Source organism: Trinickia violacea (assembly GCF_005280735.1).
GTDB lineage: Bacteria > Pseudomonadota > Gammaproteobacteria > Burkholderiales > Burkholderiaceae > Trinickia_A > Trinickia_A violacea.
This window is the reverse complement of record NZ_CP040077.1, coordinates 39,404-64,957: the sequence shown is the minus strand read 5'-3', so window position 1 is coordinate 64,957 and position 25,554 is coordinate 39,404. Positions and strand designations below refer to the sequence as shown.

Here is a 25,554-nt window from a genome sequence, read left to right as displayed (position 1 = left end):
TTGGCGGCGTTCGCGCCCAGGGGGGCGAGTTGGCCGGCGCAACGCGCGCGGTCTTGGCGATGGTGGAAGGTTAGCGGCGGGCGATGCCGTTCGATCGGGCAAACAGACCGGGGTTTCGGCGCCATTTTGACTTTTGGGAAGACCGGATGGACGTGGAGTGGGGCGACGAGCCTCCCTGGGACCCGATGGAATAGCACTCGGGGTTCGGCAACCTGACAACATTGTCATCTTCGGGTCAGGATTGGGACATGGTCCGCTCTTTACAATCGATCGTAATGGTTGACGCCGCATGAGAGGGCCGAAGGGAGTATCGCCATGGATCATTTGCAGTCGGTGCGGATATTCGTCAAGGTGGCGGATATCGGCAGTTTTGTCGGCGCGGCGAACGCGCTCGATGTCTCCAACGCCGTCGTGACGCGCCACGTCGCCGACCTCGAAGGCCGGCTCGGCACCCGGCTCCTCCATCGCACGACACGCAGCCTCTCGCTGACCGAATCCGGCCAGGTCTACCTCGAACGCGCACGGCAAATTCTCGACGACCTCGAAGACGTCGAGCAGATGGTGACCGCGCGCAATCACGAACCCGTCGGTACGCTGCGCATCGTGGCGCCTGTCGTGTTCGGGCTGCATATGCTCGCGCCCGTGCTGCAGAGCTATTCGCAAAGTTATCCGAAGGTCGTGCCGGACGTGACGCTCGTCGATCGCAACGTCGATCTGGTGGAAGAAGGGTATGACGTCGGCATTCTGATCGCGCGGCAGATGCGGGCCGGAAGCATCGTCACGCGGCGGCTGACGACCGATTGCATGATGGTTTGCGCAACGCCCGACTATCTCGCCGAACACGGCACGCCGACACGGCCCGAGCAGCTGATGGATCATGCTTGCCTGAGCCCGCCGTCGGAATACTGGGGCGACGAGCATGTATTCAGCGGCGCGTATGACGAAGTGCGCGTGCGGCCGGCGAATGTGATCGCCGCGAACAATACGGAAATGCTGCGGCAGTTCGCGCTGCTTGGCATGGGGGTGGCGATTCTGCCGAGCTATTTGATCAGCCGGGATGTGGCGCAGGGGCGGTTGGTGAGGCTGCTCGCGGAGTATCGGTTGCCGCAGGTGGAGATCAATGTCGCGTATCCGAGCCGGCGGCATTTGCCGGTGAAGGTGCGGACTTTCATTGATCACCTCGTTGAGTATTTCGCTCGGAAGGCGGATGAGGTGGTGGCGTTTCCGGAGGCTGTCGCGAAAGCCGATGTGGTCGGGCGGAGGGCGGCGACGGTGCGTGCGATTGATGCTTTTGATCGGGCGTCGCCGGTGGGGGCGGGGCACTATGCGCGGGTGATGCCGCAGTAGATCTCGCTTATCGGAACTTGATACACGCTAACGCGGTCTGGTGCGGTCTCATTGCCGACGGCGTCGCGAAAGCGGCCCCGAAGCGGCCAAACTTCTCAGGTGAGTTTCAGCGTGCGATTGTTGAGACGCCGCGCGAGCTTCACGCGGCCACGGACAGGCACGGTGCTAACCGTAACCGGGAAGGCTCTCAGCTCGGGGAGTGCGGCTTGGCAACGCTGTCCGGTGCCTTGCTAAAAAAAGAAACGCTCTTAAGGCACGCGTTGTCGTCCGTGAAGATGAACATCGAGGAATTCTTTAAGGATTCGCCCGCCGGTGGATAAATTCCGACTAGCTTTTTCAATTTCTCACCACCTCGGTAGCGCTCAGGAATTGCAGCGCTTATCTCAGACGGTGACAGGCAAAACGCTCGGTCAGGGTAAAGCGTCAGGTCAGCGCTCTGGAATTGAACACCGTGAACCCAGCGCCACGTGTATTGAGATTTTCCCGTAAAGACAGACGGCCCATTTTGATGAACTCTGTACCATTCTGTCCTCTCCTGACTCAACACGCCCCAATACTTATCGCTTAAATAAAATGCCGCGTTAAAAAATTTGGCTGTTGCCGTAGCATCACTCACGTCGCCTTCGAGACCAAATTTCACAAGCGCATCAATCACCGCCTGGCGCTGCTCAGGTGATGCCTCGTTAGATGCAACGGTTGGCGGCAACTGACAGGCTGCAAGTATGGTGAGCAAACTCGTTCCTACAAGTGCACGAAGGTAAGGCATCTTAATTAATGTCATATGGAAAATCGTTTTTTAAAATAAACACCAACATCAAATCACAACGCCATCGCCCCGGCCAAACGCGGACCATTCGGTGACCAAGCCGCCACCCCCTATATTCGCCACAAAGGCGCAGGTCTCGCCGTTCTATCCGAGGATGAAGCTCCCCATCCGATGGCTCAAACTCTCATGCTTCCATGCCTCAGCAGTGCGTCAGGATTGAGGTCGAACGCGGCAGGCTTGTCACCACGCACGCTTGAACCAACCGCAAGCAAGGAGTCCAGCCTTGGTTCGACTCCACCCTCGGACCATCATTGCTTTCTGGGCTTGTAGCTAGAGCACCAACCCGCCATGGGCGGCGCTGTAATCACAAATGCGTCGTGCAACTTTCGCTCCGAGCGCACAAAATCGGCAGCAGCGCAGTTGTTTTGTTCTGTCGTTCTTCGATCCACTGGAGGATCAACCCCGTCCCAAATGCAATCGAGCCTGGCCTCGAAGCCGGAGTTGTGCCAGATACCCCCTTCAATCCGAGCAACAACCAACCCGTGCTCGGCCGCAGCAACGCAAATGGCGATCGCCGGATCGGCAGAAACCTTCATCACGACGCTTCCGCCCAAGACAAAGAAGTCGTCCGGAGATTCGTAACGTCTTTGATGATCAATGTTCACTGCAACTCACTTCCAGTTGATTCGACTATCCGGCACCCAACCTGGGTCGCTCTTGCCACTTTTTCACTAAGCTATCAGATCCATCAATCTACACGTGCCTCTTAGTTTGATTTCGTCCTTGGCGATACGTCCTCAGGGCCACCACGCCCCATCCGACGGCTTCGATTGACGGCGCAATGATGAATGCAACCCTGTAAATCGACACGATCGTGCCGTGGTTTGCTTCTTGGCGTGCAGACATGGGCGTTAAGCCCCAATGTTTCGAGCCCCAAGCGATAGCATCCGGAAGGTGCACAAGTCCGAGATAGACGAGGACTACCAGAGTTACTCGAGCACAAGCTCCTTTCCAGCTCTTGCTCTGCAAGAGTCTGTCAATTCGTGATTGCTTCATTTCGGTGCTGGTTACTTTTCAAACAACCGAATTTCAGTGCCGTGTAGGAAATGTAGCAGCGTGTCCTTATTTCATGCGCAGTAGCGTTCAACCATTAACTCAACTTCCCTAGATTTTTTGGGATACTCAACGGCAAGCGCATTCAATGTGTCTCGTATGGCTCGGCGCATGTCTTCATCACTATATGTCGCCTCTGATGGCTCTATTCCACTCATTTCAGGATCCGCCCAAACACGAAAGCAGGCTTGGCTGCCGGTAACCGAAATATGATCAATGCTCCAGCCTGGATCGCCACTCATCCCCCCTCCGTCTTTGCAAATGTCCTTCAACCAATGATCGATGGCACTATCGAAGTACGGTTGGAGCACGAATATCAAAACCCAGTAAAGCAGCTTATCGCCGCTAGCAACATCTTGAATACAACCCCACTTCATTTCGAAACTCCTATTGGAAAGGCAGTCGGCACATACGGGACTCCATTCTGCATTTTAATTGGCACCGAAAATTGCACACCGTCCACAACAACAGTCTGGACCGTACTTCCCGTCATTTGATACTGCATTAATGCTTTTCCGGCAGCCGTACTAGCCATGTCTGCCATGTTGGGGTAGACCGAAGGATCGAAAATAGTTTTCGTTGCCGGCTTGGTCGCATTTGGCAGCTGGTACTGAACCTCATAAATTCCCGGTGCATTCTCAGTTTGAGACAAAATTGTCCCACCAGCATCGTTGAGCGCCGACACAAAGTTGTTCATGTCATGCCCTCCCGAAATTTGCTTTCCAGAAAGACCCGCATTTGTCAGATGATCGGTTAAGTCTGGGCGAACGTTGCCGCGACCGGCAAAGTCTGCATCTGGTAAAAGGTCGTCTGCGATCTCAGCAGCTCTCGCAGCAGACTGCACTGTAGCGGCATCAGCGGCAGCGCTCCCTTTTCCAAGCAGTCCGAATGGCAACGTTACAATACCCGTTGCCTGAGCAGCCGCTGTTTCTTCCGGCGTCATCGGAATCAGCGGCAACGTCAAACTATCTCCCGCCGATCCCAACGCAAGACCGACTGCCTTGTTGTACGCACTGATCCCCGCATTTTCGAGCGACTTCAAGTTGCCCGAACCTAGCGCGGTTAGATCCGGACTCCTCGGGCTAATCGTGCCAGGAATCGGCGGCCGGTTCGCCGCTGCATAGATATCCGGGTTCGTCAGCTTCGTGCCGGCTTCGATGTTCGGGTTGCTGCGGTCCGAGGTCGTCGCTTGGAACAGCGGCATGTGGTCATAGCCGGCCGGGTTCGCCGCTTGCACCTGATCTAGCCACGCCTGCGCCTGCAGATCCACGCCCGGATGCGCCCCCGCGTACTGCGAATCCACATCCCGTAGCGCCTGCGACGACAACCGTTCCAGCGCATCGTCGTAACTCGTTACCCCGGCATCTGCAAGTTGCTTCGCCTTCGCGCGAATCGCATCGATTTCCGCTTGATGCAACTGCCGATTGTAGAGATCCGCACTCAACGCCCCATTCGCCCCACTCAGCGCACCGGCCGAGCCGCCGAGCGCGCCGCCTGCCAAAGCTCCCGCCGCGCCCGAGACAATGTTCGAAAGCAACGTCCCGCCGAGTGTATTGCCGAGCGCCTTGTCGGTATAACTGCCCGCGACATCACCCGCGATGGTGCCGCCCACCGCGCCCGCGACACTGCCCCCGCCCATCGCCGCGCCCAGCCCAGCCACTACCGTGTGCAAGCCAATGCGCCCAGCGCCGCTGTTGCTCCACAGATCCGCCTCCTCGTGTGCCGCGACATCATCCGCGTTTGCTTGCGCAATCTCGTCAGCATTCCCGGTCTTTTTCGCCGCATCAAGCGCCTTGTCGGCCTTTTCAGCTGCTTGATCGGCATGATTCTGCAAATACGTCGCCACATCCCCCGCCACCTGCATCCCGACCTGACCCGTCGTCTGCTGAATCGCCATGCCGTCCTGCACGTTCTGCGCGTTGAACGTGTTCTGCACCGAGCCATTCGCGTTCGCGGTATCGCGGCTCAACCCCGCGGTACTGTCATGCCCCGTGCCCGCGTCACCCCGCACCGTGATCGTGCCCGCGCTCACCGCCGCATACGTCGTCCCCGACGCGCTGTTGCTCATCCCCGCCGCGCCAAACCCGCTCGGCCCCAGCCCCTGCGAGTTCGTCGGCCCAGGTCCGCTGGCACCCGCCTGCTGAGCCGGCGTCCAGCTCACGCCGCTCGGCGTGCTCTGCCCAGCCGCTCCACTCACGCTGAAGCCGAGCGTCGAACCCGAGTAGCTCGCCGTGTTTTGCAAGTTCGTAAAGCCGAACGTCTGCGTCGACAGCGAGTTCTTGTCCGCGCTCGCCGTGCTCGCGATCACGCCTCCATCGAGCTGCGTATGGTTGCCGACGTTGATGTTGAATCCGCCGTTGCCCGCATAAATGCCGCTTTGCTGATTGACCGACTGGTAGTTGTCCTTGATCGACTGCTGGCTCACGCTCGCGCTGCCGCTCACCGTCGTGCCGTAGCAGATCGGCGGGATGCAGAGGCTCGCCTGGAACCCCGCGCTCGATTGCTTGCTGTTGTAGGTGTTCGTGTCCTGCGGGCTCTGGATGTTCAAGTCGCGCCCGACGTTCGCATCCACCGTGCCGCCCGACACCTCCGCGCCGCGCAGGTTCGTGTCGCGTCCGCTCGTGATCGACAGCGTATTGCTCGCCGCGATCGTCGTGTCGCGATTCGTCACGCTGTTGCCGTTCGCGTTGCCCTTCGCGCCGCTTGCCGCCAACTCGATCGTGAAGCCGTTCTGTTGCCCGCCGGCCGCAAAGCCCACGCCGATGCTCGCGTTGCTGCTGCTGTTGCTGCTCGTCTGCTGCGTCGTGTCCTTCGCACTCTGCAGATTGATGTCGCGCGCGGCGTTCAGCACGACATTGGTTCCGCTGATCCGCGTACCCACCGCGTTGATGTCGCCATCGGTCGCCACGCCGTTCGCGTCTGTGGCGCCGCTGCCGGTCGCCACCAGCGACACCGTGCCGCCCGCCTTCAGCGTGCTGCCGTCGTTCGCCACCGAGCTGCTTTGCGATTCGCTATGGCTCGAACCGCCTCCGATGCTCACGGTTGCCTTGACCAACGCCTGATTTGACTTGCCGGTCTGCTCGAGCTGGGTAAGGTTCGACTGCCAGGAAGTGATATCGCATTACTTTCCGAACATGGTTCTGATTTGATCAGTGATATATCCAACCTGATCTTTTATGATTTTCCCTCACACAATTTAATGGTATCACCGCCATATTTCATCGAAATCCCATAAACCTCCACGGACTGACCACGAGAACTATCGATTTCCGGGACGAGGTCAATTCTGGCAAGCATGCCATCCTTGCACAGAAAAAGTCTTTCTTTCTCAGTCGATTGCTGCTTCCAGCCACGATTCAACAGCGTGATTCGATACTTATCGATCAAATCAGAACTCCATCCGATCGTTGCCAAATTTACGTACAACAAGGCACCGCCGTACTTTGCATTAGCGAGTCTTGAGTAGACCTGCCCCCCATTCGCAAGCATCGTACGCATATCTTCGACCATAACATTCAAATGCTCATTTGATTCCTTTTTTGACGGGTTTCCTTCCCCAAAAACCAATAGCACTGCGATACAAGCCAACACCCAAATTCCGATTAGAACGGATTTCCAGTTCGGTTTCTTATCAATTCGCATGACCTACCCCAGGAATAGAGAAAACCGGAGCGCTATAACCCCAGCTTGCATTACCTCCCGGGTTAGGCTCCCTCGTCACACCGCCAATACCCACCCCCACCTCGAGAGCAGTAGGCCCACCGATAGAATGGTTTAACCCTCCGCACACGCCATACGCGCAAACATTCCCGCCCAACGATTGCCCCTTAAGAAGACTATCTGTGTTATCTGCTTGCTCAGAGTTAGTTTGCCCGATATTGCTTGGAATAATACCCAAAATGACTCCAGCGCCTTTCTCTCGGGACGCTGAAACGGACCCTCCCACATATACGTTTCCGTTGTGAAGATTGACAGTGACACTCCCGCCGGGGCCTGCGCCACCCTGTAGTGTTAAATAATCGATAGATCCAGGGCGCTGTGCTTCCATGCCTGACTGCGACGCTTTCTGATCGGCTTGCGAATCACCTTGGCTATATTGGAACAAGCTACCGGTCGTCTGCCGAACCATTCCACCATATGTCGCTGAAGAAAACGACGTGGTAATGTAGCCTCGTAGTTCCCCTTGTTCCACTGTATAACTGGCCCCTTCCTGCTCGAGTGCAGAGTATTTCGCATAATCGGCTGTTCCAGGAGCATATTGCGCTGCGCATTGCACCAATGCGCAGCCTGCGGCCTCAAGACGATGTTCTTCGTTCGCATCGCCATGCGCTAGCTCGTGAATCGCCTTCTGCTCATCGGGGTGAAACTGCCGATTGTAAAGATCCGCACTCAACGCTCCATTCGCGCCACTCAGCGCGCCGGCCGAACCACCCAGCGCACCGCCTGCCACTGCACCCGCCGCTCCCGAGACGATGTTCGATAGCAGCGTCCCGCCAAGCGTATTGCCGAACGCCTTGTCGGCATAACTGCCCGCGACATCACCCGCAACAGTGCCGCCCACCGCGCCCGCGACATTGCCCCCGCCCATCGCCGCGCCCAGCCCTGCCACCACCACGTGCAAGCCGATACGCCCAGCACCGTCGTTGCTCCAGAAGTCCTTGTCCGACGTGTGGTTCTCGAGATATGTCCCCACATCCCCCGCCACCTGCATCCCGACCTGGCCCGTCGTCTGCTGAATCGCCATGCCGTCCTGCACGTTCTGCGCGTTGAACGTGTTCTGCGCCGAGCCATTCGCATTTGCGGTATCGCGGCTCAACCCCGCGGTACTGTCATGTCCCGTCCCTGCATCACCCCGAACCGTGATCGTGCCCGCGCTCACCGCCGCATACGTCGTCCCCGACGCGCTATTACTCATCCCTGCCGCACCGAACCCGCTTGGCCCCAGCCCCTGCGAGTTCGTCGGTCCAGGCCCATTCGCAGTTGTCTGCTGTGCCGGCGTCCAGCTCACGCCGCTCGGCGTGCTCTGCCCAGCCGCCCCGCTCACGCTGAAGCCGAGCGTCGAACCCGAGTAGCTCGCCGTGTTTTGCAAGTTCGTAAAGCCGAACGTCTGCGTCGACAGCGAGTTCTTGTCCGCGCTCGCCGTGCTCGCGATCACGCCTCCATCGAGCTGCGTATGGTTGCCGACGTTGATGTTGAATCCGCCGTTGCCCGCATAAATGCCGCTTTGCTGATTGACCGACTGGTAGTTGTCCTTGATCGACTGCTGGCTCACGCTCGCGCTGCCGCTCACCGTCGTGCCGTAGCAGATCGGCGGGATGCAGAGGCTCGCCTGGAACCCCGCGCTCGATTGCTTGCTGTTGTAGGTGTTCGTGTCCTGCGGGCTCTGGATGTTCAAGTCGCGCCCGACGTTCGCATCCACCGTGCCGCCCGACACCTCCGCGCCGCGCAGGTTCGTGTCGCGTCCGCTCGTGATCGACAGCGTGTTGCTCGCTGCGATCGTGGTGTCGCGATTCGTCACGCTGTTGCCGTTCGCGTTGCCCTTCGCGCCGCTTGCCGCCAGCTCGATCGTGAAGCCGTTCTGTTGCCCGCCCGCCGCAAAGCCCACGCCGATGCTCGCGTTGCTGCTGCTGTTGCTGCTCGTCTGCTGCGTCGTGTCCCTCGCGCTCTGCAGATTGATGTCGCGCGCGGCGTTCAGCACGACATTGGTTCCGCTGATCTGCGTACCCACTGCGTTGATGTCGCCGTCGGTCGCCACGCCGTTCGCGTCTGTGGCGCCGCTGCCGGTCGCCACCAGCGACACCGTGCCGCCCGCCTTCAGCGTGCTGCCGTCGTTCGCCACCGATCTGCTTTGCGATTCGCTATGGCTCGAGCCGCCGCCGATGCTGACCGTCGCCTTGATCAGCGTCGGGTTCGACGCGCCGCTAGCCGACTGCTCGACGGCCTGAACCGCACCGTAGACGGCAAGCGCCGCCTGCGCCTTGTCCAGCGCCGAGAGCCGCGAGTTGTTCGTCTGGCTCGCCTGATTCATGCTCTGATTGACGGTCGCCACTGCGTTGCCGATAGCGCCTCCCAGCGCCAGCGACACCCCAAACTGGCTCGCGCTCTGGCTCATGCTGTTCTGCAGAGCGTCGCTGCCCGGGTCGAGGTTCAGGTTCTGGCCGATCAGCGTGAGGTCCTTGCCCGCCGCCAAGTCCGAGCCCTTCACGGTGATGTCCTTGTTCGCGTCGAGCGTCACGTTGCCGTTGCCGCTCACGATCTGGCTGCGAATCGTGCTTTGCGTCTGCGCCGCCGAATCCTGCACGCTATGGCTGCTCGACACGCCGACGCTAAAGCCCGTGCCGGTGCCGTTGCTGCCGAGATCGCCGATCTTGTGACTGCTCGATTCCTGATGGCTCGTGCTCGTATCGAGGCCGGCCAGCACGTTGATCGCCCCTTGGGTCGCAACCAGATCGACCCCTTGCGTGCCGCTGATCCCCGAGCCGATCACGTCGATGTCGCCGGTCTTGCTCTTGACCACCACACTGTTGCCGGTCACCACCGTCGCCGTCTGCTGGCTCGACGTCGAATTGCCGTCCGAGCTGCTGCGGCTCGCGTTATACGGCGACGAGCTCACGCCGCCGCTGTTCGGTCCGCCGCTCACCCAGCGCCCGAGGTCGCCCAGGCTTGGGGCGGCCAACTGGAAGCCCGTGCTCGAGCTGCTCGACTGCGTGCTTTGCTGCAGCAGATCGGTCGAGGCCTGGAAGATCACGTTGCGATTCGCAGCGAAGGTCGCCGTGCCGCCGGCGGTAATCGTCGAGCCGGTCACGGTAATGTCGCCGTCGAGCGGGTTGCCGTTCGCGTCCTTCAGCGCGCCGCCCGTGGCACTCAGCGTGACGTTGCCGCCGCCGCGAATCGTGCTGCCCGCGTTGGTCGTGCTCGACATGTCGGTCGTGCTCGAGCTGCTGCTGTGCCCGTATGAGATCGAGACCGACGGCACATCGGCCGCGCTCGCGCCGATTTCGTTGCCGATGCCCTCCGCACGGTTGAACGCGGTCCCCGAGGAGCCCGCGGCCCTGAGGTTGCGCGCGCTATCGAGCGGCGTGCCGGTAATGCCCACGGAGATGCCGCTCGAATGCGACTCCTGCTGGTCGTGCGAGTTCGCCGTGTCCTGGCTCGGGTCGATCGTGATGTTCTGCGCTTGAATCGCGATGTTGCCGGTGGCGCCGGTCGTGTCGCTGGCGGCTTTGCCCGCGACGATGTCGCTGCCGCCGATGTGCACGTCCTGGCCCGCCGCAATCGACACGTTGCCCTGCACGCTGCCGATCGTGCTGCGCGATTGGCTTTCGGTGACGGAGTTGGCGTTGTATTGATCCTTCTGCTCGCTCGAGCCGTAGCTGATGCCGATGCCGCCCGTGCCGCCGAAACCCGAGTGCTTCACGTCGTGGTATTCGGAATCCTGGTAAGTGTCGGTCCCGGCGAGGATGTTCACGTTGCCTTTCGCAGCGAGCGCGACAGCGTTGGTGCCGACGATATTGCTGCCGGTCACGTTGATGTCCTTGCTGCTGACGATCGTGACGCCGTCCGCCGAAATCGTGCTGCCGTCGGCCGTCGTCGTGGTCTGGTCGACGTGGTTGACCGCGCTCGTGCTGCTCGCCAGCCCGCTATGGCTATGCTGCTCGTCGAAGTTCGAGACATGCGTCTCGGTCGCCGCGCCGATGTTGACGTTGCCCGCCGCCATCAGCGTCGCATTGCCCTGCGTCAGGTTCAGCGTGCTGCCCGTGACGTTGATGTCCTTGCCCGCCATGACGTTCAGGCTCTGCCCGCTTTGCAGCGTCGTGCCCGTCACAACGTCGTCCGACGTGAAGATGTTTTCGGAGTAGCTGTGGCCGGCATAGTCGCCGGAGCTCGTGCTGTGCACGGTCGACGTCGCGGTGGCCGCGAGCAGCGACACGCTGCCGCCCGCTGCGATCGTGCCCCCGCCGCCCAGATTGATCTGCGCGCCCTGCGCGGTCAGGTCGCCGCCGACTGCGATTACCGACGTGCCGCCCACTTTGACGGTGCTGCCGACCGCGCTCACGATGTCCGTGTCCGACACGCCGCCGGCGCGATCCGCCACCTTGTGCTCGCCGGTCAGCTGCGCGCCGAGCGTCCAGTTGCCCCCGATGGACGTCGCGAGATCGCCGCCGACCGACAAATTACCCGCGTTCTGCTCGAAGTTGCCGCCGGTCACGATCGCCGCATTGCCCGCGACGCTGATGCTCGCGACCGGACCCAGCGTGGTGGTGGTCACACGCGCCGTCCCGTTGCTGTTGCTTTGGTTCGTCGTGTTCGCGGCGGTGTCGAGAATCAGGTTGCCGCCGGTCTGAAGCGCCAGGCTGCCCGCCTTGACCGTGGCCGACGTCAGGTTGATGTCGCCGGTCGTCGCGAGCGTCATCAGGCCGCCGCTTTGCAGCGTGCCGGCCGTACTGTCGATGCTGTTGCCGGTGATCGTCAGGCTCTTCGTCGCGCTGATCGTGCCGCCGTTCGTGATCGACTGCGTATTCTCCAAATCGATGTTGGTCGCGGCGATCACGGGCCCGTTGCCCATGTTCTGCTGGCTCGCCTTCGCGAGATAGACGACCGGCACGAGCACCGGCTGCCCGTCGACGACCGCCGTCTGCATGATGACGACGTTGCTCGTCAGCTCCGAAACCTGCTGCGCCGAAAGGCCCATGCCCGGAGCCAGGCCGAGCGACTTCGCGAGCGACGCGCCTGAAGCCATCAGCGCCTGGAACTCGTCCTGCGTGTCCGCGTAGTTGGTCAGCACGGACTGGCCGGTGAGCGACATGATCTGGCTTTGCACCAGATGCTGCTCATAGAACCCATCGCCGAGGCGTTCCTGAATCTGCCCCGGGTTCATGCCGAGCTGCTGGAAGTAGTAGTCGCTCGAGAGCCACGTGTGCAGGCTCGTGAAAGCGGGATTCGTCTCGACCAGGTACGGTGCGTTCGGCGCCGTGTCGGGCTTGAACAGACCGCCTTGCGGCACGGTGAGGTTGCTCAGCACGCTCACGGCTGTGGCGCTCGCGATCACCGGGTTGGTGAGGCCGGCAATGCCGCCGCCCATGATGTGTCCGCCCAGCGCCGATAGCACCCCCGTGGACCTTGACCCACTGCTCACGATCTGTCCGCCCAGCGTCGGGAGCATCGCCGTCGACGCCGCTCCGCCGTTGCCGAGACTGCCGTTCACCGCGCCCGTGTTGAGCCCGGGCAGCGTCTGCCCGGGCACGAGCCCGAGCGGCGTGACGGACGTATTGCCCGCGCCGTTGTTGATGCTCACGCCGGTGCCGCTGATCGTGCCGCGGGCGGTGAAGCTCGAATCGTAGCCCGGCACCGAGTAGGTTTTGACGTCGGCGGGTGCCGCGGTGTAGCCACCCGGGTTGCCGGTGACAAACCCCGCGTTGCCGAACGGCAACTGCCAGTTGTACTCGCTGTTGTCGTAGTTGTTGTAGTGATACTCGCCCGAGTACGTCACCTGCACTTCGGGCTGCGTCTGCGTTTGCCAGCTGTTGTTATCGAGGTGAACGGGACTCGAGATGTTGCCCGCCGCGGTCACCTGGCTCCAGTAGTTCTGGAACGTGTTCACCCCGGCCGCCGACAGGTTGCCGCCCGCGATGATCTGCGACGTGGGGCTAATCGACGTCAGCGTGTTCGCCATCGCGACGCCGGTATAGGTCGTGTACTCGTACGTGCTGTTCCACTGGCCGCCGTGAGGCGGGTCGATGTAGACCCCGCCGATGCTCTTCGGGTCCTTGACGCCGACTTGGCCGGTGCGGCCGGAGAGGCTGACGCCGAGGCTCGCGAGCAGGTTCGGATCGACCGACGAGGTGAAATCCCCGGTCGTCAGTGTGCGGCGCGTATTCGTCACCTGGTTGGCAGCGAGTAGCATGTCGCCGCCCGATTGGATCAGCGCGGACTGGTTCTTGATCAGGCTGGCGTTCGTGTAGTTGCCGCTCCCGTCCTTGCCGCCCGCGAGCACCACGCGGCCGAGGCCGTAGATGGCGGTTTGCGCTTGCGTATCGGTGGCGGTGGAGTCGTCGCGGTTCTCGATGTCGTTCGAGAGCAATTCGAGCGTACCGTTGCTGTCGGTTGCGCCGATCAGCGCCGACGTGCCGAGGTTCGACAGCGTCTGTGAAGCGTTGAGCGAGACGCTCGCGCCGACCAGCGTGCCGGTATTGGTGAGCGTGCTCGAGTTCGTGCTAAGCAATCCGCCCGCGGCGATCGCGCCCGAGTTATAGATGGTGCCCGCGTTGATGGCCAGGTTGTTCGTGGCCAGCATGCTGCCGCCATTGGAGAACGTGCCCGGCAGGTTGAAGGTCAGATTTTGACCGGCGTTGAACTGGTAGCCCGGCTGATTGCTGAAGTCGCCCTGAAGGTTCAGCGTGACGTTGCCGGCCGCGTTGTAGCTGCCGCCGCCCACCAGCATGCTCGCGGTGACGGAGAGGTTGCGCGACGCGCTGATCTGCCCGTTCGTGTTGTTTACCGCGGCGCCGGTCGAAATGCCGATGTCGCCGCTCACGTTTGCGATGTTGCCGATCAGCCCGCCGCTGTTGTTCACGCTGCCCGCGTTGATCTGCAGGCTCGCGCCGCTCAGCTGGCCGCCTTGCGTGTTGTAGAGCGCACCGGTCGTGAGCGTGACGCTGCCGTTGCCGCTGATGCTGCCCATGCCGGATGCACCGCCGGCATTCGAGTTCGCGATCTGGCTCGCGCCGTAGACAGTCGTCGCACCGCCGTAGGCGTTGTTGATCGAGCCGCCCGTATTGTCGATCGATGCCGCGCTCACGTTCAGCGTGCCGACGTTGTTGGCCGCTCCGCCGCCGACGGCGATCTTGCCGCCCGCGTTGGTCAACGCACCGCCGCTCGATGCGGCGAGCGACGTGTTCGAGCGCAGCACACCGTTCGTGTTGTTCAGCGCACCGCCAATCGATGCCGACAGCGCGCCTTGCCCTGCCAGCGTGCCGCCCGTGTTATCGAGGCTGCCCGCCGTGACGGCGACTTGGCCGTTGCTCCCGATCTTGCCGCCGGCGTTAGTCAGCGACCCGGCCCCGTTGCCCGGCGTGATCGTCAACGTGCCCGTGCCCGCGTGCGTGATCGTGCCGCCGTTGTTGTTCAGGCTCGCCGGCGTCAGCGTGAGGTTCTGGCTGTTGGTCTGGAGCACGCCGCCGTTGGAATTGTCGATCGCGTTGCTCACGCCGAGAGCCATGGCGCCCGTGCCGAGCTGCGTCAGCGTGCCGTGCTCGTTGGCCAGATTCGTCGCGTTGACGGTGAGCTGGTTCGTCGTGATTTGGCCGCTGCTGTTATCCAGCTGCGGGACCGTCAAGTTCACGGCGTTGCCGCTGATCGCGCCGCTCACGTTCTTCAGCGACGCGGCGCTGGCTGTCAGCGTTGACCCGCTCAGCTTGCCGCCGCTGTTATCGAGCGTGCCGGCAATCGTCGCATTGAGGTTTTGCGAGGCGGTGATGCTGCCGCCGTTCGTCAGCGACGCGGCTTGAATCGCAGCATTGCCGCTCGCGCCGATCGTGCCGCCGGTGTTGGTCAACGTCCCTGCGGCCGACGCGCTCAAGTTCGTGTTGGAAATCAGCTCGCCGTTCGTGTTGTTGAGCGCGCCGCCGATCGTCGCTGTGAACCCGGTCTGTGCGCCGACTGCGCCGCCCGTGTTGTCGAGACCGCCCGCCGCGACGGCAATCTGGCCGTTAGTCCCGATCTTGCCGCCGGCGTTGGTCAGCGACCCCGCGCCGTTGCCCGGCGTGATCGTCAGCGTGCCCGTGCCCGCGTGCGTGATCGTGCCGCCGTTGTTGTTCAGGCTCGCCGGCGTCAACGAGAGGTTCTGGCTGTTGGTCTGGAGCACGCCGCCGTTGGCGTTGTCGATCGCGTTGCTCACACCGAGAGCCATGGTGCCCGTGCCGAGCTGCGTCAGCGTGCCATGCTCGTTGGTCAGATTGGTGGCGCTGACGGTGAGCTGGTTCGTCGTGATTTGGCCGCTGCTGTTATCCAGCTGCGGGACCGTCAAGTTCACGGCGTTGCCGCTGATCGCGCCGCTCACGTTTTTCAGCGAGGCGGCGCTAGCCGTCAACGTTGCCGCGTTCAGCGTGCCGCCGCCGTTGTCGAGCGTGCCGGCAATCGTCGCGTTGAGGTTTTGCGAAGCGCTGATGCTGCCGCCGTTCGTCAGCGACGCGGCTTGAATCGCGGCATTGCCTCCTGCGCCGATCGCGCCACCGGTGTTGGTCAACGTCCCGGTAGTCGACGCGCTCAAGTTCGCGTTCGAAATCAGCTTGCCGTTCGTATTGTTGAGCGGGCCGCCGATCGTCGCCGTGAGCCCGGTTTGTCCGCCGACCGCGCCGCCCGTGTTGTCGAAGCTGCCCGCCGTGACGGCGATCTGCCCGTTGCTCGCGATCTTGCCGCCGGCGTTGGTCAGCGACCCCGCGCCGTTGCCCGACGTGATCGTCAGCGTGCCCGTGCCCGCGTGCGTGATCGTGCCGCCGTTGTTATTCAGGCTCGCCGGCGTCAGCGTGAGGTTCTGGCTGTTGGTCTGGAGCACGCCGCCGTTGGCGTTGTCGATCGCGTTGCTCACGCCGAGGGTCATAGCACCCGTGCCGAGCTGCGTCAGCGTGCCGTGCTCGTTGGTCAGATTGGTGGCGTTGACCGTGAGCTGGTTCGTCGTGATCTGGCCGCTGCTGTTGTCCAGCTGCGGGACCGTCAAGTTCACGGCATTGCCGCTGATCGCGCCGCTCACGTTTTTCAGCGACGCGGCGTTGGCCGTCAGCGTTGCCGCGCTCAGCGTGCCGCTACTGTTGTCGAGCGTGCCGGTAATCGTCGCGTTGAGGTTTTGCGCCGCGGTGATGCTGCCGCTGTTCGACAGCGACGCCGCTTGAATCGCGGCACCGCCGTTGCCTCCGATCAAGCCGCCTGCCGCGCCTTGCGCGGTCGTTCCCGCCGCATTCGTGATTTGCCCGCTTGCCGAAAGCGTGAGGCCGTCGCCATTGAGCGAGACGATGCGCCCCGCGCTGTTCGTCACGTTCGCGGCGGTCACGCCGAGGGCGCCGCCCGCCTCGACATTGCCTGCCGTGTTGTCGACGTTCCCTCCGCTCTTGACGGTCAACGCAAGCGCTGCGGTGATCGAGCCTGAGCCGTTGGCAACGCTGGCTGCCGTGATCGCGGCTTGCCCGTTCGTGCCGATGGTGCCGCCGTGGCTGTTGTCCAACGCGCCGGTTTGGAGGGTCAGTGCGCCCGTCCCCGCATGGCTGATCTGGCCGCCTTCGTTGGTCAGGCTGCCGGATTGGACTGTCAGGTTCTGGGCATTGGTTACGACGGCACCGTTGGTGTTGTCGATGCCGCCCGTCACCGCGAGATTCGTGTTGCCGGAGCCGGTTTGCGTCAGCGTGCCGCCGCGGTTGGAGAGCGACGCCGAGGTCACGCCGACGAGCGAGCCGCTCATCTTGCCTTGATCGTTCACGACGGCGCCCGCCGCCTGCAACGCGAGATTGCCGCCCGCGCCCAGCTTGGCGCCGGTATGAACGATGTTGCCGGTATCGCCGCCCGCGCCCGTCGCGGTCAACGATGCTGAACCGTCGGCGAGCGTTTGCGCACCGGCCAGGTTCAAGCTGCTTCCCGACATGGCGAGATTGCCGCCCGCCATGTTTTGTCCGACGGCGCTCACGGCCCCCGTTGCGGTGACCGTGAGGCTGCCGTTCCCGGTCACGTGGCCGCTCGAGTCGATGCCCGCGCCGAGCGCGCCGCTCGAGTTGACGGACGCGCCGCTCACCGTCGTATTGCCGAGCGCGGCGAGCGTACCGGTGTTGCTGACTTGTCCCTGAGCACTCAAGGTCGCGTTCTGTGCGGCATAGAGCGAGCCGCTGTTCGACGCGTCTGCGGACGTGGAAATCGCCACGTTGCCGCTTGCGCTCGTCGTGCCCGACAGCGTCACCTTGCCTTGGCTGTTCAGCGACACATCGCCCGACAGCGCGGCGATGGTCCCCGAGCTGTTGACACCGACGCCCGCCTCGGTACCGACGAGCATGATCTTGCCCGCGTACATCCCGCCGAGCTGCGCGACGTCGATCGCCATGCCCGGCTTGTTGCCGTCGGGGGAGAGCGCCTGCGCGCTCAGGCTGTCATAACGCACATCGTTGGCGCCGGTCACGACGTTGAGCGCACGGCCCGCCCAAAGCTTGCCGTTGATCTGCACGCTGCGCGCGATCAAGTCGACCTGGTCGACATTGCTCGCGTTCATGCCCGCGCTGTCGATCTGAATATTTCCGCCCGTCACATGAAACGCGTCGAGACTGCCGCTGCCGCCGAACACGGGCGTGCCCGTCGTGAGCACGCCGCGGCTCGTGTTGATGAATCCGCAGCCGTTGCAATAGATGCCTGCCGGATTCGCAATGACCACCTGCGCCTGCTGACCCGCCACTTCGGTATAGCCGAGCAGCTGGCTGGCCCCGCCGCCCACCACCTGGTTCACGATGATGCGAGCGCTGCCCGAGGAGAGATACGGGTTGCCCGCCACATAACCCGCTTGCTGCGTGGAGACGTTGCTCGGCGAATTGTTGAGAATCAAGCCCGGCTTGCCGACGTTGAAGCTCGAATACGTGTTGTTCGACACGCCAGCCGTGTTGGGCGTCGTGATTTGCACGATCGGCAAGCCGTTGGCCGTCACACCGACCGCCGGCTTGTTGGCGGGCGACGCGCCCGGCGAAGCGACCACTTGCGCATGAAGGAGCACCGGTTGCATGCCGAAGACGCACAACGCGGCGAATGCGAACTCGCGCATCTGCAGCATGTCGATGAAGCCCCACGCAGCGCGCCCGGAGGACGACGCGGCTGAGCGGCCGGCCCTCCGTCCCTTGCCGAAGCCGCTGGCGGTTTCCTGGACAGCCATAAGGAGTCCACGGGCCGCGTTGAAGATGACGCGATAGAGGTGTCGGTTCATAGCTGGAAGCTCACGCTGAAACCCGCAACCGGCCAGCGGTTGGGAAATTGGGCGGGCTGGTACAGCGGGCCGCCGAGGAACACGTCGTAATAGACGTTCTTGAAGGGACTGCCGCGCAAACCCACCACGGCGCCGGCGAGGCGCCGGCCCAAAAGGTTTTGCGCCTGCGGGCCGAAGACTTCGCCGCCGTCGATGCCGAGGTACAGCGTCTGGCCGGTCTGCAGGATGGGGACTTCCAGATCGTTGCGCATGAACACGCCTTTCTCCGCGGCAAGCATCGTGTTGCCGTCGAAGCCCCGCACCGTGTAGCGGCTGCCGATCGAGAAATACTCCGTGGGATAGAGAACGTCCGGCGAATTCTGCGCACGGACGGTCGCCGTGTAGCGCAGCGGCAGACGGCCGATTTGGAACGGCACGCTCAGCGTCGAATCGAGCGTTTCGATGTGGTAGTAGTAGGTCGGACCGCCCGAGCCAACGCCGGGCAAATCGCTTTGGGCTCCGAACCAAGGTACGCCCCAACGATAGGCCACAGTGCTATCGAGCTGCGCCGCGCCGAAGTAGTGCTTGTGCACCCAGCCGATTTCCGCGTAGCTGTTGTCGCGGTGCTGAACGTCGATCTCCGAACCGTCGACGAACGCTTCGCTGAAGTACTTGCCGGTACGGAATTCAAGCGAATTCTTCTGTACCTGATTGCGATAGAACAGGTACTCCGCCTTGACGTCGAACGTCTTCGACAGGCCGCTCGAGACGAACGTGCTGAACGCGCCGGCGATCTGCTGGTGGTAGTGGTATTGGCTGGCCGTCGCCGTGAACAGCCAGTTGCCCCAGGGGATCGAATAGAAAGCGCTGTCGCCGCGCGTGCCGTACTGCCCCGGATGGCCGTTCGCGTCGTGGTTGTAGGCGATGTTGAAGATGTCGGAGAGGCCGAGCGGATTGTCGAGGGTGAAGTTCGCGCTCGCCTGCAGCTGCCCCGTCGATTTGAGGCCGCTGTCGTCGAGACTCAGTCCGAGCGTCCACGGCTTCGTGCGCTTGACGGTGATCACGACATCGCTTTCGCCCGTCGACTGGCCGGGCACGAGCTGCATGTCGACGTCTTGATTCGGCACGCGCTTCATCTGCTCGAGCCCTTGCTCGAGATCGCGCAGATTCAGCAGGTTGCCGGCATGCGTGGGAAACGCATTGCGCCAGGTGCCGTAGGTCGACGGATCGGCGAAGCGGAGCTTGCTGATCACGCCGGGAATCAGTTCGAGCGTGAGCTTGCCTGTCGACAGGTCTTGAGGCCCGATTACCACGCGCGTCGTCGTGTAGCCCTTCGCGAGAATCAGCGCGGACAATCGATGCACGATCAAATTGAGGCCCTCGCGTCCGACGCACTGGCCGCGATAGCGCTGCAGATAGTCGGCGGCGAACGTCAGCGCCCCGGGAAACAGCGGGTTCGGCGAGAGCGCGCGAGCGCCGGCCGCTTCCACGGCATCGCTCAAGCCGTTGGGAACCTCGAGCGCCAACTGATCGACTTTGAAGCAGGGGGACTCGGCGGGCACCTTGCCGTCGTCGATCGCCTCCGGCTTTTGCGCCGGCTGGAGGTCGACATTCGGCGCCTGCAATTGGCGCTGGCGCTCAATCTCTTGTTGCTGCGCGCGCCGGCGCTGCTCCTGCTCGTCGAGATTGCCCGATAGCTGCGCATGCGAAACGCACGAATGCGCGAGGACGAAAAGCGCACCGCAAACTTGCGCGAGCTTTTTTAGATCGTTTCGCGCCCCCGCGCGTGGTGCCTTCAACCAACCCCTGAGCCGCATCAAAGCCGGCTCGCGACATCGTTTATTCATTTCTTCTTAATTGACTTTTCTTGTTTCTGCTTTGGCGCCGCTGTTCTCTAAATAGCTGCGGCATGGCGGCAGGCGCTTGCCGCGATTTGCGGCAATGCGAGCTGCTGCAAAGCTCGACTCGATCGAGTTCCGGACGGATTCAAACGGCGCGCAGACCCACGGCGAAAGCATTCCCCGAGCCTTTCAAAGGCGGCTTCGCGACGCCTTTACAAAGATTCGATTCGCTGTGATTTGTGCGCACGCACGGCGATCATTTCGATCGCGAATATCCGAGGTGCTTTTTCGCGGAATTGCACTGTCGGCGCTATAGCGTCCGCTGCGTCGCGAGGGACGTCGGGAGAGGGCGCGGCGTTGGCCTAGAGACCTTGCCGCTGAAGGGTCCGGCGGTATCGATATCTCTCAACATCGATAGCCGGATAATGGCTGTTGCTTTTAACATTCTTGGCCCCGCGTTTTGAAAGTTATTTTTAGTCATTGCGCAGGCCATGCCGCCGTATTTGCGACACAAGCACCTACTGCCCTCGTCGCAGTTCGTATCCGGCACTTTGGTCGCTTGTCGTCAGGGCATATACCGCCTCTTTCACGCAATTCTTAAGACGAATGTCGGCAAACAAACGGGAATGTTTAGTAACTTTTCGTAATAACTTTATTGTCTGACTGCTGGGTTCGATAATTTCTGGGTGTTGGGGAAGCTGCGGAACGACGGGAAGTCATACGAAAGCCTTTCGGTGTTCGCGGGATTATCTAGGTCACATTCAGCTTGACCAGTACGACAACACGCGGGCCGATCGATGATACGTCGCGTGATCGTCGCAGCCGCGCTGCTCGCGAGCCGCCACGCATGGGCCGGTGGGACGGCCGTTGTCGCTGACAGTGGGGCCGCCAACAGGGCAGCCGACATTACGTGCGACTATGGTTTGTCGAAAGACAAGACGGCGTGTTTGCTGTTCAATAAGGCGGATAGCCTATGCTGCACCTCTGGCCTTTGGCCCTTCTGCAGTTGCTTCAGCTTCCCCTCTTCGCTCTGGTCAAGCTGCCGATTGCAAAGATTCAGTCATCCTTACGCGCAAACTTTTCGCGTAGCGGAAATTTACCTGGCCAAATCACATTTGCCAAAACAACGAAAAACGAAATAAGGCCAGCCCCCAAAAAAAGACCACCGAAAAAGAAACGCAGCTTAGGCAAGTCGAGATTGCTTACATCAGGCCAAGGCACTCCAGCGAAAAAATGATTGGCCGCAAACTTCAAAGGTAATAACAAAATAACCGCAAGAAAAATCGCGCCCGTGAGGATGCACCATGTGATGAAACGCTTGCGCATTGCTACTTCCCCTTAGCGGTTGGTGGGTTCAGCCAGTTTTGCAAGACACCACTTCCTCAATTTATGAGTTTTGTCACACCTGATCCAACAAACGGTCCAGCCTTTCCACCAACGGCATCACCTATCACGTAACCCAAACCGCTCGATACGGCATTCGTCCCGGCATCAGTCGCGACCGCGTCAACAGTAGGAACAGAGTTGTTAAATGCGGGCTTTGCTAACAAGGCTGTGGCCCCGATCGTAGCACCTGCGCTCATGCCGTATGTCGCATAGCCTGTTGCAAACGCATTGCCAAAATCAATACCTTACACGGCCAGGTATGTCCTGCAGATACGCGCATCTGTCTCGGCCGACCATCTGGCGCAGTGAGTAACGCCACATACACCAGTTGTGGAAGTGATCCGGATGCCAGCGGAACAGGAGGCAATGCGAATGACCGGATGACGGAACGACAGGTGTACTTTAGCTACACCAGATAGAAACGGCTGAAGTGGGAAATCGCTGAAAGCCTTATCAAACTTGGCGCGCCCGGCTGGGATCGAACCAGCAACCCCTGCCTTCGGAGGGCAGTACTCTATCCATTGAGCTACGGGCGCTTTAGCGACGGCGCCGCCCGATTAAAGGGACATAAACGGACGACACGCATGCGAGGAGACCGAGAGGATACCCGGTTTCGCCCAAACCGTCCACCGCACGGCCCGTTGGGCGCCTTTTGCCAACATTTCCGCCCCCTTTCCGCACCATTCGCCCCCACCCGCTGCGGGTAAACGCCTGCTGAAGAGCCCCGTGCCGCGCTCGCCCGCGCCAAAACGTTGCCTATATAATCGTCCGTGCTTGATCAAGAACAAGTTGTAGCCGTTGTCGTCGCGCTGTACCGCTCACCTGACAAAAACCTTGGGAGACGAGACAAGCATGAGCGAAGCACCACACGGAGCACCGATCAAAACACCTGGGCAGCTCATCGCCGCGATCATCGCGAGCTTTGCCATCCCGGTGGTCATCATCATTCTTCTCGCCAATTACGTTAACGAGTCGACCCGCACCGGCGCCGGCACGGACAGCTTGTCCGAAGCCGCCGTCGCGCAGCGCATCGCGCCGATCGCGCAGGTCAATCTCCGCGACGCGAACGCCCCGCATGTCTACAAGACCGGCGAGCAGGTTTATCAAGCCGTCTGCTCGGCCTGTCACGCGACGGGCAACGCGGGCGCGCCGAAATTCGGCAACGCCGACGACTGGGCGCCGCGCATCTCGCAAGGCTTCGACACACTCTGGCACACCGCGCTGACCGGCAAGAACGCCATGCCGCCGCGCGGCGGCACGAGCCCCGACGACTACAGCGACTACGAAATCGGCCGCGCCGTCGCCTATATGGCCGACCACGGCGGCGCACAGTTCGCCGATCCGCCGGCACCGGCCGCGAGCGCGCCTGCGGCGCAAGGGGCGTCGGCGGCAGGCGCGGCGTCGGAGTCGGATGCGGTCAGCGCCGCCAGCGCGCAAGCCGCCGCGGCGATCGCCGCGCTCTCCAGCAGCGCTCCGCAAGCGAACGCCGCAGCAGGCGCCGCGCCCAGCGCGGATGCGGCGCAAGCGGGCAAGGCGCTCTATCAGGCGGTCTGCCAGGCATGTCACGCGGCGGGCGTGCTCAACGCACCGAAGTTCGGCGACAAGGACGCCTGGGCGCCGCGCCTCAAAGACCCGATGGATGTGATTTACAACTACGCGCTTCACGGCAAAGGCAACATGCCCGCGAAGGGCGGCTCGAACGCGTCGGATGCGGATGTGAAGGCCGCCGTCGACTACATGGTCAGCGCGGCGAAGTAACGAACGGTACGGCGAATCGGCGTCCAGCGACGCCGGTTTTTATCCCTGCGAGCGCTTTGCGCCGCAGGGATTTTTTACGTCTGCCGCTGCCGACAAGAAGCGACTCGGCGCTTCTCGATCAAGGCTTCTGCAACAACGCCTTCAAGCTCGCGAGCCGGTCCTTCGGCGACATCGGCGCCTCTTCCGGCGTAGGCGGCGGCGCTTCGTCCAGACCCATTTCGGGGATAAAGCGCGACGGCTCGCACACCACGGTCTCGCGCGCCCGCTTGCGCTTCTTGCACCAGTTCAAATGCAGGCTGCGCTGCGCGCGCGTGATCGCCACGTACATCAGGCGCCGCTCTTCTTCGATGCGGGCGTCGTCGATCGGCTCGTCGTCGGCACCGCCGCGATGCGGCATGATCCCTTCCTCGACGCCCACCAGAAACACGTGCGGATACTCGAGTCCCTTCGACGCATGCACCGTCGACAAGCGCACCGCATCCGGATCTTCTTCCTTGCCTTCGAGCATCGACATCAGCGCGACCGTCTGGATCAGGCCGAGCAGGTTCTTGCCGGTGTCGGCCAGGCCGTCGGCGTTGTCGAAGCCGGTTGCTTCTTCGCCCTCACCGCCGTCCGAAACTTCGCGCTCCGGCTTGGTCCCCTTGCGCTTGAGCCATTCGAGAAACTCGAGCACGTTCTGCCACTTCGACTGCGCCTGGCGCTCGTCGAACGCGTCGTACAGATACGCCTCGTAGTGGATCGCGTCCATGAGATCGTCGAGCAGCGTCGTGGCCGCGTCTTTGTCGGCGCGATCGGTGATGCGCTGCATGAAGTCGCAGAACGCGCGCAGCGGCTCGATCTGCCGCGGCGACAAGCGCGCTTCGATCCCGCCCATATACACCGCCTCGAACAGCGACACCTTCGCCTGCCCCGCAAACGCGCCGAGCGCTTCGAGCGTCGTGTTGCCGACGCCGCGCCGCGGCGTCGTGATCGCGCGGATGAACGCGGGATCGTCCTCGGCGTTCGCCACGAGCCGCAGATAGGCGCAGATGTCCTTGATCTCGGCCTTGTCGAAGAACGACTGGCCGCCCGACAGCACATACGGAATCCGCTCGCGGCGCAGCACCTGCTCGAAGATGCGCGCCTGGAAGTTGCCGCGATAGAGGATCGCGTAGTCGCGGAACTGCGTGCGCCGCTCGAACTTGTGCGCCGACAGGCGGAACACGACCGATTCCGCCTCGTGCTCTTCGTCGTTGCAGGGCGTGACGGTGATCGTGTCGCCCATCCCGTGCTCGGACCACAGCTTCTTCTCGAAGAGCTTCGGGTTGTTCGCGATCACGTTGTTCGCGGCGGTGAGAATGCGCACCGTCGAGCGGTAGTTCTGCTCGAGCTTGATCAGGTGCAGCTTCGGGAAATCCTTGCCGAGCTGCGCGAGGTTTTCGAGGGTCGCGCCGCGCCAGCCGTAGATCGCCTGATCGTCGTCGCCCACGGCCGTGAACGCCGCGCGCGGCCCCGCGAGCAGCTTGACGAGCTCGTACTGGCACGCATTGGTGTCCTGGTACTCGTCGATCAGCAGGTAGCGCAGCTTGTTCTGCCAGCGGTCGCGCACCGCCTCGTTCTTCTTGAACAGTTCGGCGGGCAGGCGGATCAAGTCGTCGAAATCGACCGCTTGATACGCGTGCAGCGTCGCCACATAGTTCCGGTAGACGATCGCCGCCTGATGCTCGTCCTCGTTCGACGCAATCGCCATCGCCTCGTCCGGCATGATGAGGCCGTTCTTCCAGAGCGAGATGATCGTCTGGATCTTGCGGATGAAGCCTTTGTCCGTCGTGCCGACCTGCTCCTGGATCATCCCGAAGCAGTCGTCCGAATCCATGATCGAGAACTGCGGCTTCAAGCCGACGTGCTCGGCCTCCTGCCGCAAGATCTGCACGCCGAGCGAGTGGAACGTGCAGACGGTGAGCTGATTGACCGGCACCTTGCGCCCTTCCTTGCCGGGCGTCGAGAGCGTCTGGCCTTCGAGCAGCTTGCCGACGCGCTCGCGCATTTCCGCCGCGGCCTTGTTCGTGAACGTGACGGCGGCGATGTGGCGCGGCTCGAAGCCTTTGTTGACGATCAGGTGCGCGATTTTCTGCGTGATCACGCGCGTCTTGCCGCTGCCGGCGCCGGCGAGCACGAGACACGGACCGTCGAGATAGCGCACCGCTTCGCTTTGGGCGGGATTTAGACCTGCGGACATCGTCTGTGGAGGGGTTCGGTTGGCGGCTCGGGCCCGGAACGTTTCCGGTGCGCCGCCAATGAAGTTGCTACGAGGAAGTGCGCGATGTTAACACGGATGGGTTGCAGCGGACGGCACGCCACGGACACGCCGAATCCGCCATGCCAAAATAGCCGCTGTTACGCGCGGCACCTCGCCGCGCGCGCCATTCGATGGACGCTCG

At 62.2% G+C, this 25,554-nt stretch carries 11 protein-coding genes, 1 tRNA gene and 1 pseudogene; 2 read left to right on the top strand and 11 right to left on the bottom strand.

The genetic code is table 11. From position 1 onward, the window contains the following. Positions 1-315: 315 nt before the first annotated feature. Positions 316-1,347: a LysR family transcriptional regulator gene (locus FAZ95_RS00225; RefSeq protein WP_137330586.1), complete on the top strand. Its 1,032-nt coding sequence runs from the start codon at positions 316-318 to the stop codon at positions 1,345-1,347. A 187-nt stretch (positions 1,348-1,534) separates the two neighbouring features. Here the strand turns inward: FAZ95_RS00225 and FAZ95_RS00220 are convergent, their stop codons facing one another. From FAZ95_RS00220 to FAZ95_RS00180, 10 genes and pseudogenes are all read right to left on the bottom strand, one after another. After that, positions 1,535-2,128: a hypothetical protein gene (locus FAZ95_RS00220; RefSeq protein ID WP_137330585.1), complete on the bottom strand. Its 594-nt coding sequence runs from the start codon at positions 2,126-2,128 to the stop codon at positions 1,535-1,537. 293 nt (positions 2,129-2,421) lie between these two features. After that, complete coding sequence (locus tag FAZ95_RS00215) at positions 2,422-2,778, bottom strand: colicin immunity protein (protein ID WP_137330584.1); 357 nt, start codon at positions 2,776-2,778, stop codon at positions 2,422-2,424. Between the two features lie 462 nt (positions 2,779-3,240). Then, positions 3,241-3,603, bottom strand: a complete 363-nt coding sequence (locus FAZ95_RS00210; RefSeq protein ID WP_137330583.1) for a hypothetical protein — start codon at positions 3,601-3,603, stop codon at positions 3,241-3,243. Further along, positions 3,600-5,651 (bottom strand): CdiA family toxin C-terminal domain-containing protein, encoded by a 2,052-nt coding sequence (locus FAZ95_RS00205; RefSeq protein ID WP_254699954.1) that lies wholly within the window; start codon positions 5,649-5,651, stop codon positions 3,600-3,602. The genes FAZ95_RS00210 and FAZ95_RS00205 overlap by 4 nt, the downstream gene beginning before the upstream one ends. A 126-nt stretch (positions 5,652-5,777) precedes the next feature. Further along, positions 5,778-6,218, bottom strand: a pseudogene (locus FAZ95_RS39820) (hemagglutinin repeat-containing protein); the annotation flags it as partial. Positions 6,219-6,400: 182 nt separating this feature from the next. After that, positions 6,401-6,868, bottom strand: a complete 468-nt coding sequence (locus FAZ95_RS00200) for a hypothetical protein (RefSeq protein WP_137330581.1) — start codon at positions 6,866-6,868, stop codon at positions 6,401-6,403. Next, on the bottom strand, positions 6,858-18,170 hold the full coding sequence (locus FAZ95_RS00195; RefSeq protein ID WP_137330580.1) for a hemagglutinin repeat-containing protein: 11,313 nt from the start codon (positions 18,168-18,170) through the stop codon (positions 6,858-6,860). The genes FAZ95_RS00200 and FAZ95_RS00195 overlap by 11 nt, the downstream gene beginning before the upstream one ends. Next, positions 18,167-19,948 carry a ShlB/FhaC/HecB family hemolysin secretion/activation protein gene (locus FAZ95_RS00190; protein ID WP_254699768.1) on the bottom strand — a complete coding sequence of 594 codons (1,782 nt, stop codon included), beginning with the start codon at positions 19,946-19,948 and terminating at the stop codon, positions 18,167-18,169. The genes FAZ95_RS00195 and FAZ95_RS00190 overlap by 4 nt, the downstream gene beginning before the upstream one ends. A 1,098-nt stretch (positions 19,949-21,046) precedes the next feature. Next, the gene (locus FAZ95_RS00185; RefSeq protein ID WP_137330578.1) at positions 21,047-21,316 is read right to left on the bottom strand and encodes a hypothetical protein; all 270 of its coding nucleotides are present in this window, start codon (positions 21,314-21,316) and stop codon (positions 21,047-21,049) included. A 520-nt stretch (positions 21,317-21,836) separates the two neighbouring features. Then, positions 21,837-21,912, bottom strand: a tRNA-Arg gene (locus FAZ95_RS00180). Between the two features lie 316 nt (positions 21,913-22,228). Here FAZ95_RS00180 and FAZ95_RS00175 point away from each other — a divergent pair. Further along, complete coding sequence (locus FAZ95_RS00175) at positions 22,229-23,134, top strand: c-type cytochrome (RefSeq protein ID WP_137330577.1); 906 nt, start codon at positions 22,229-22,231, stop codon at positions 23,132-23,134. 118 nt (positions 23,135-23,252) lie between these two features. Here the strand turns inward: FAZ95_RS00175 and FAZ95_RS00170 are convergent, their stop codons facing one another. Further along, the gene (locus FAZ95_RS00170) at positions 23,253-25,352 is read right to left on the bottom strand and encodes a UvrD-helicase domain-containing protein (RefSeq protein ID WP_137330576.1); all 2,100 of its coding nucleotides are present in this window, start codon (positions 25,350-25,352) and stop codon (positions 23,253-23,255) included. Positions 25,353-25,554 lie beyond the last annotated feature (202 nt).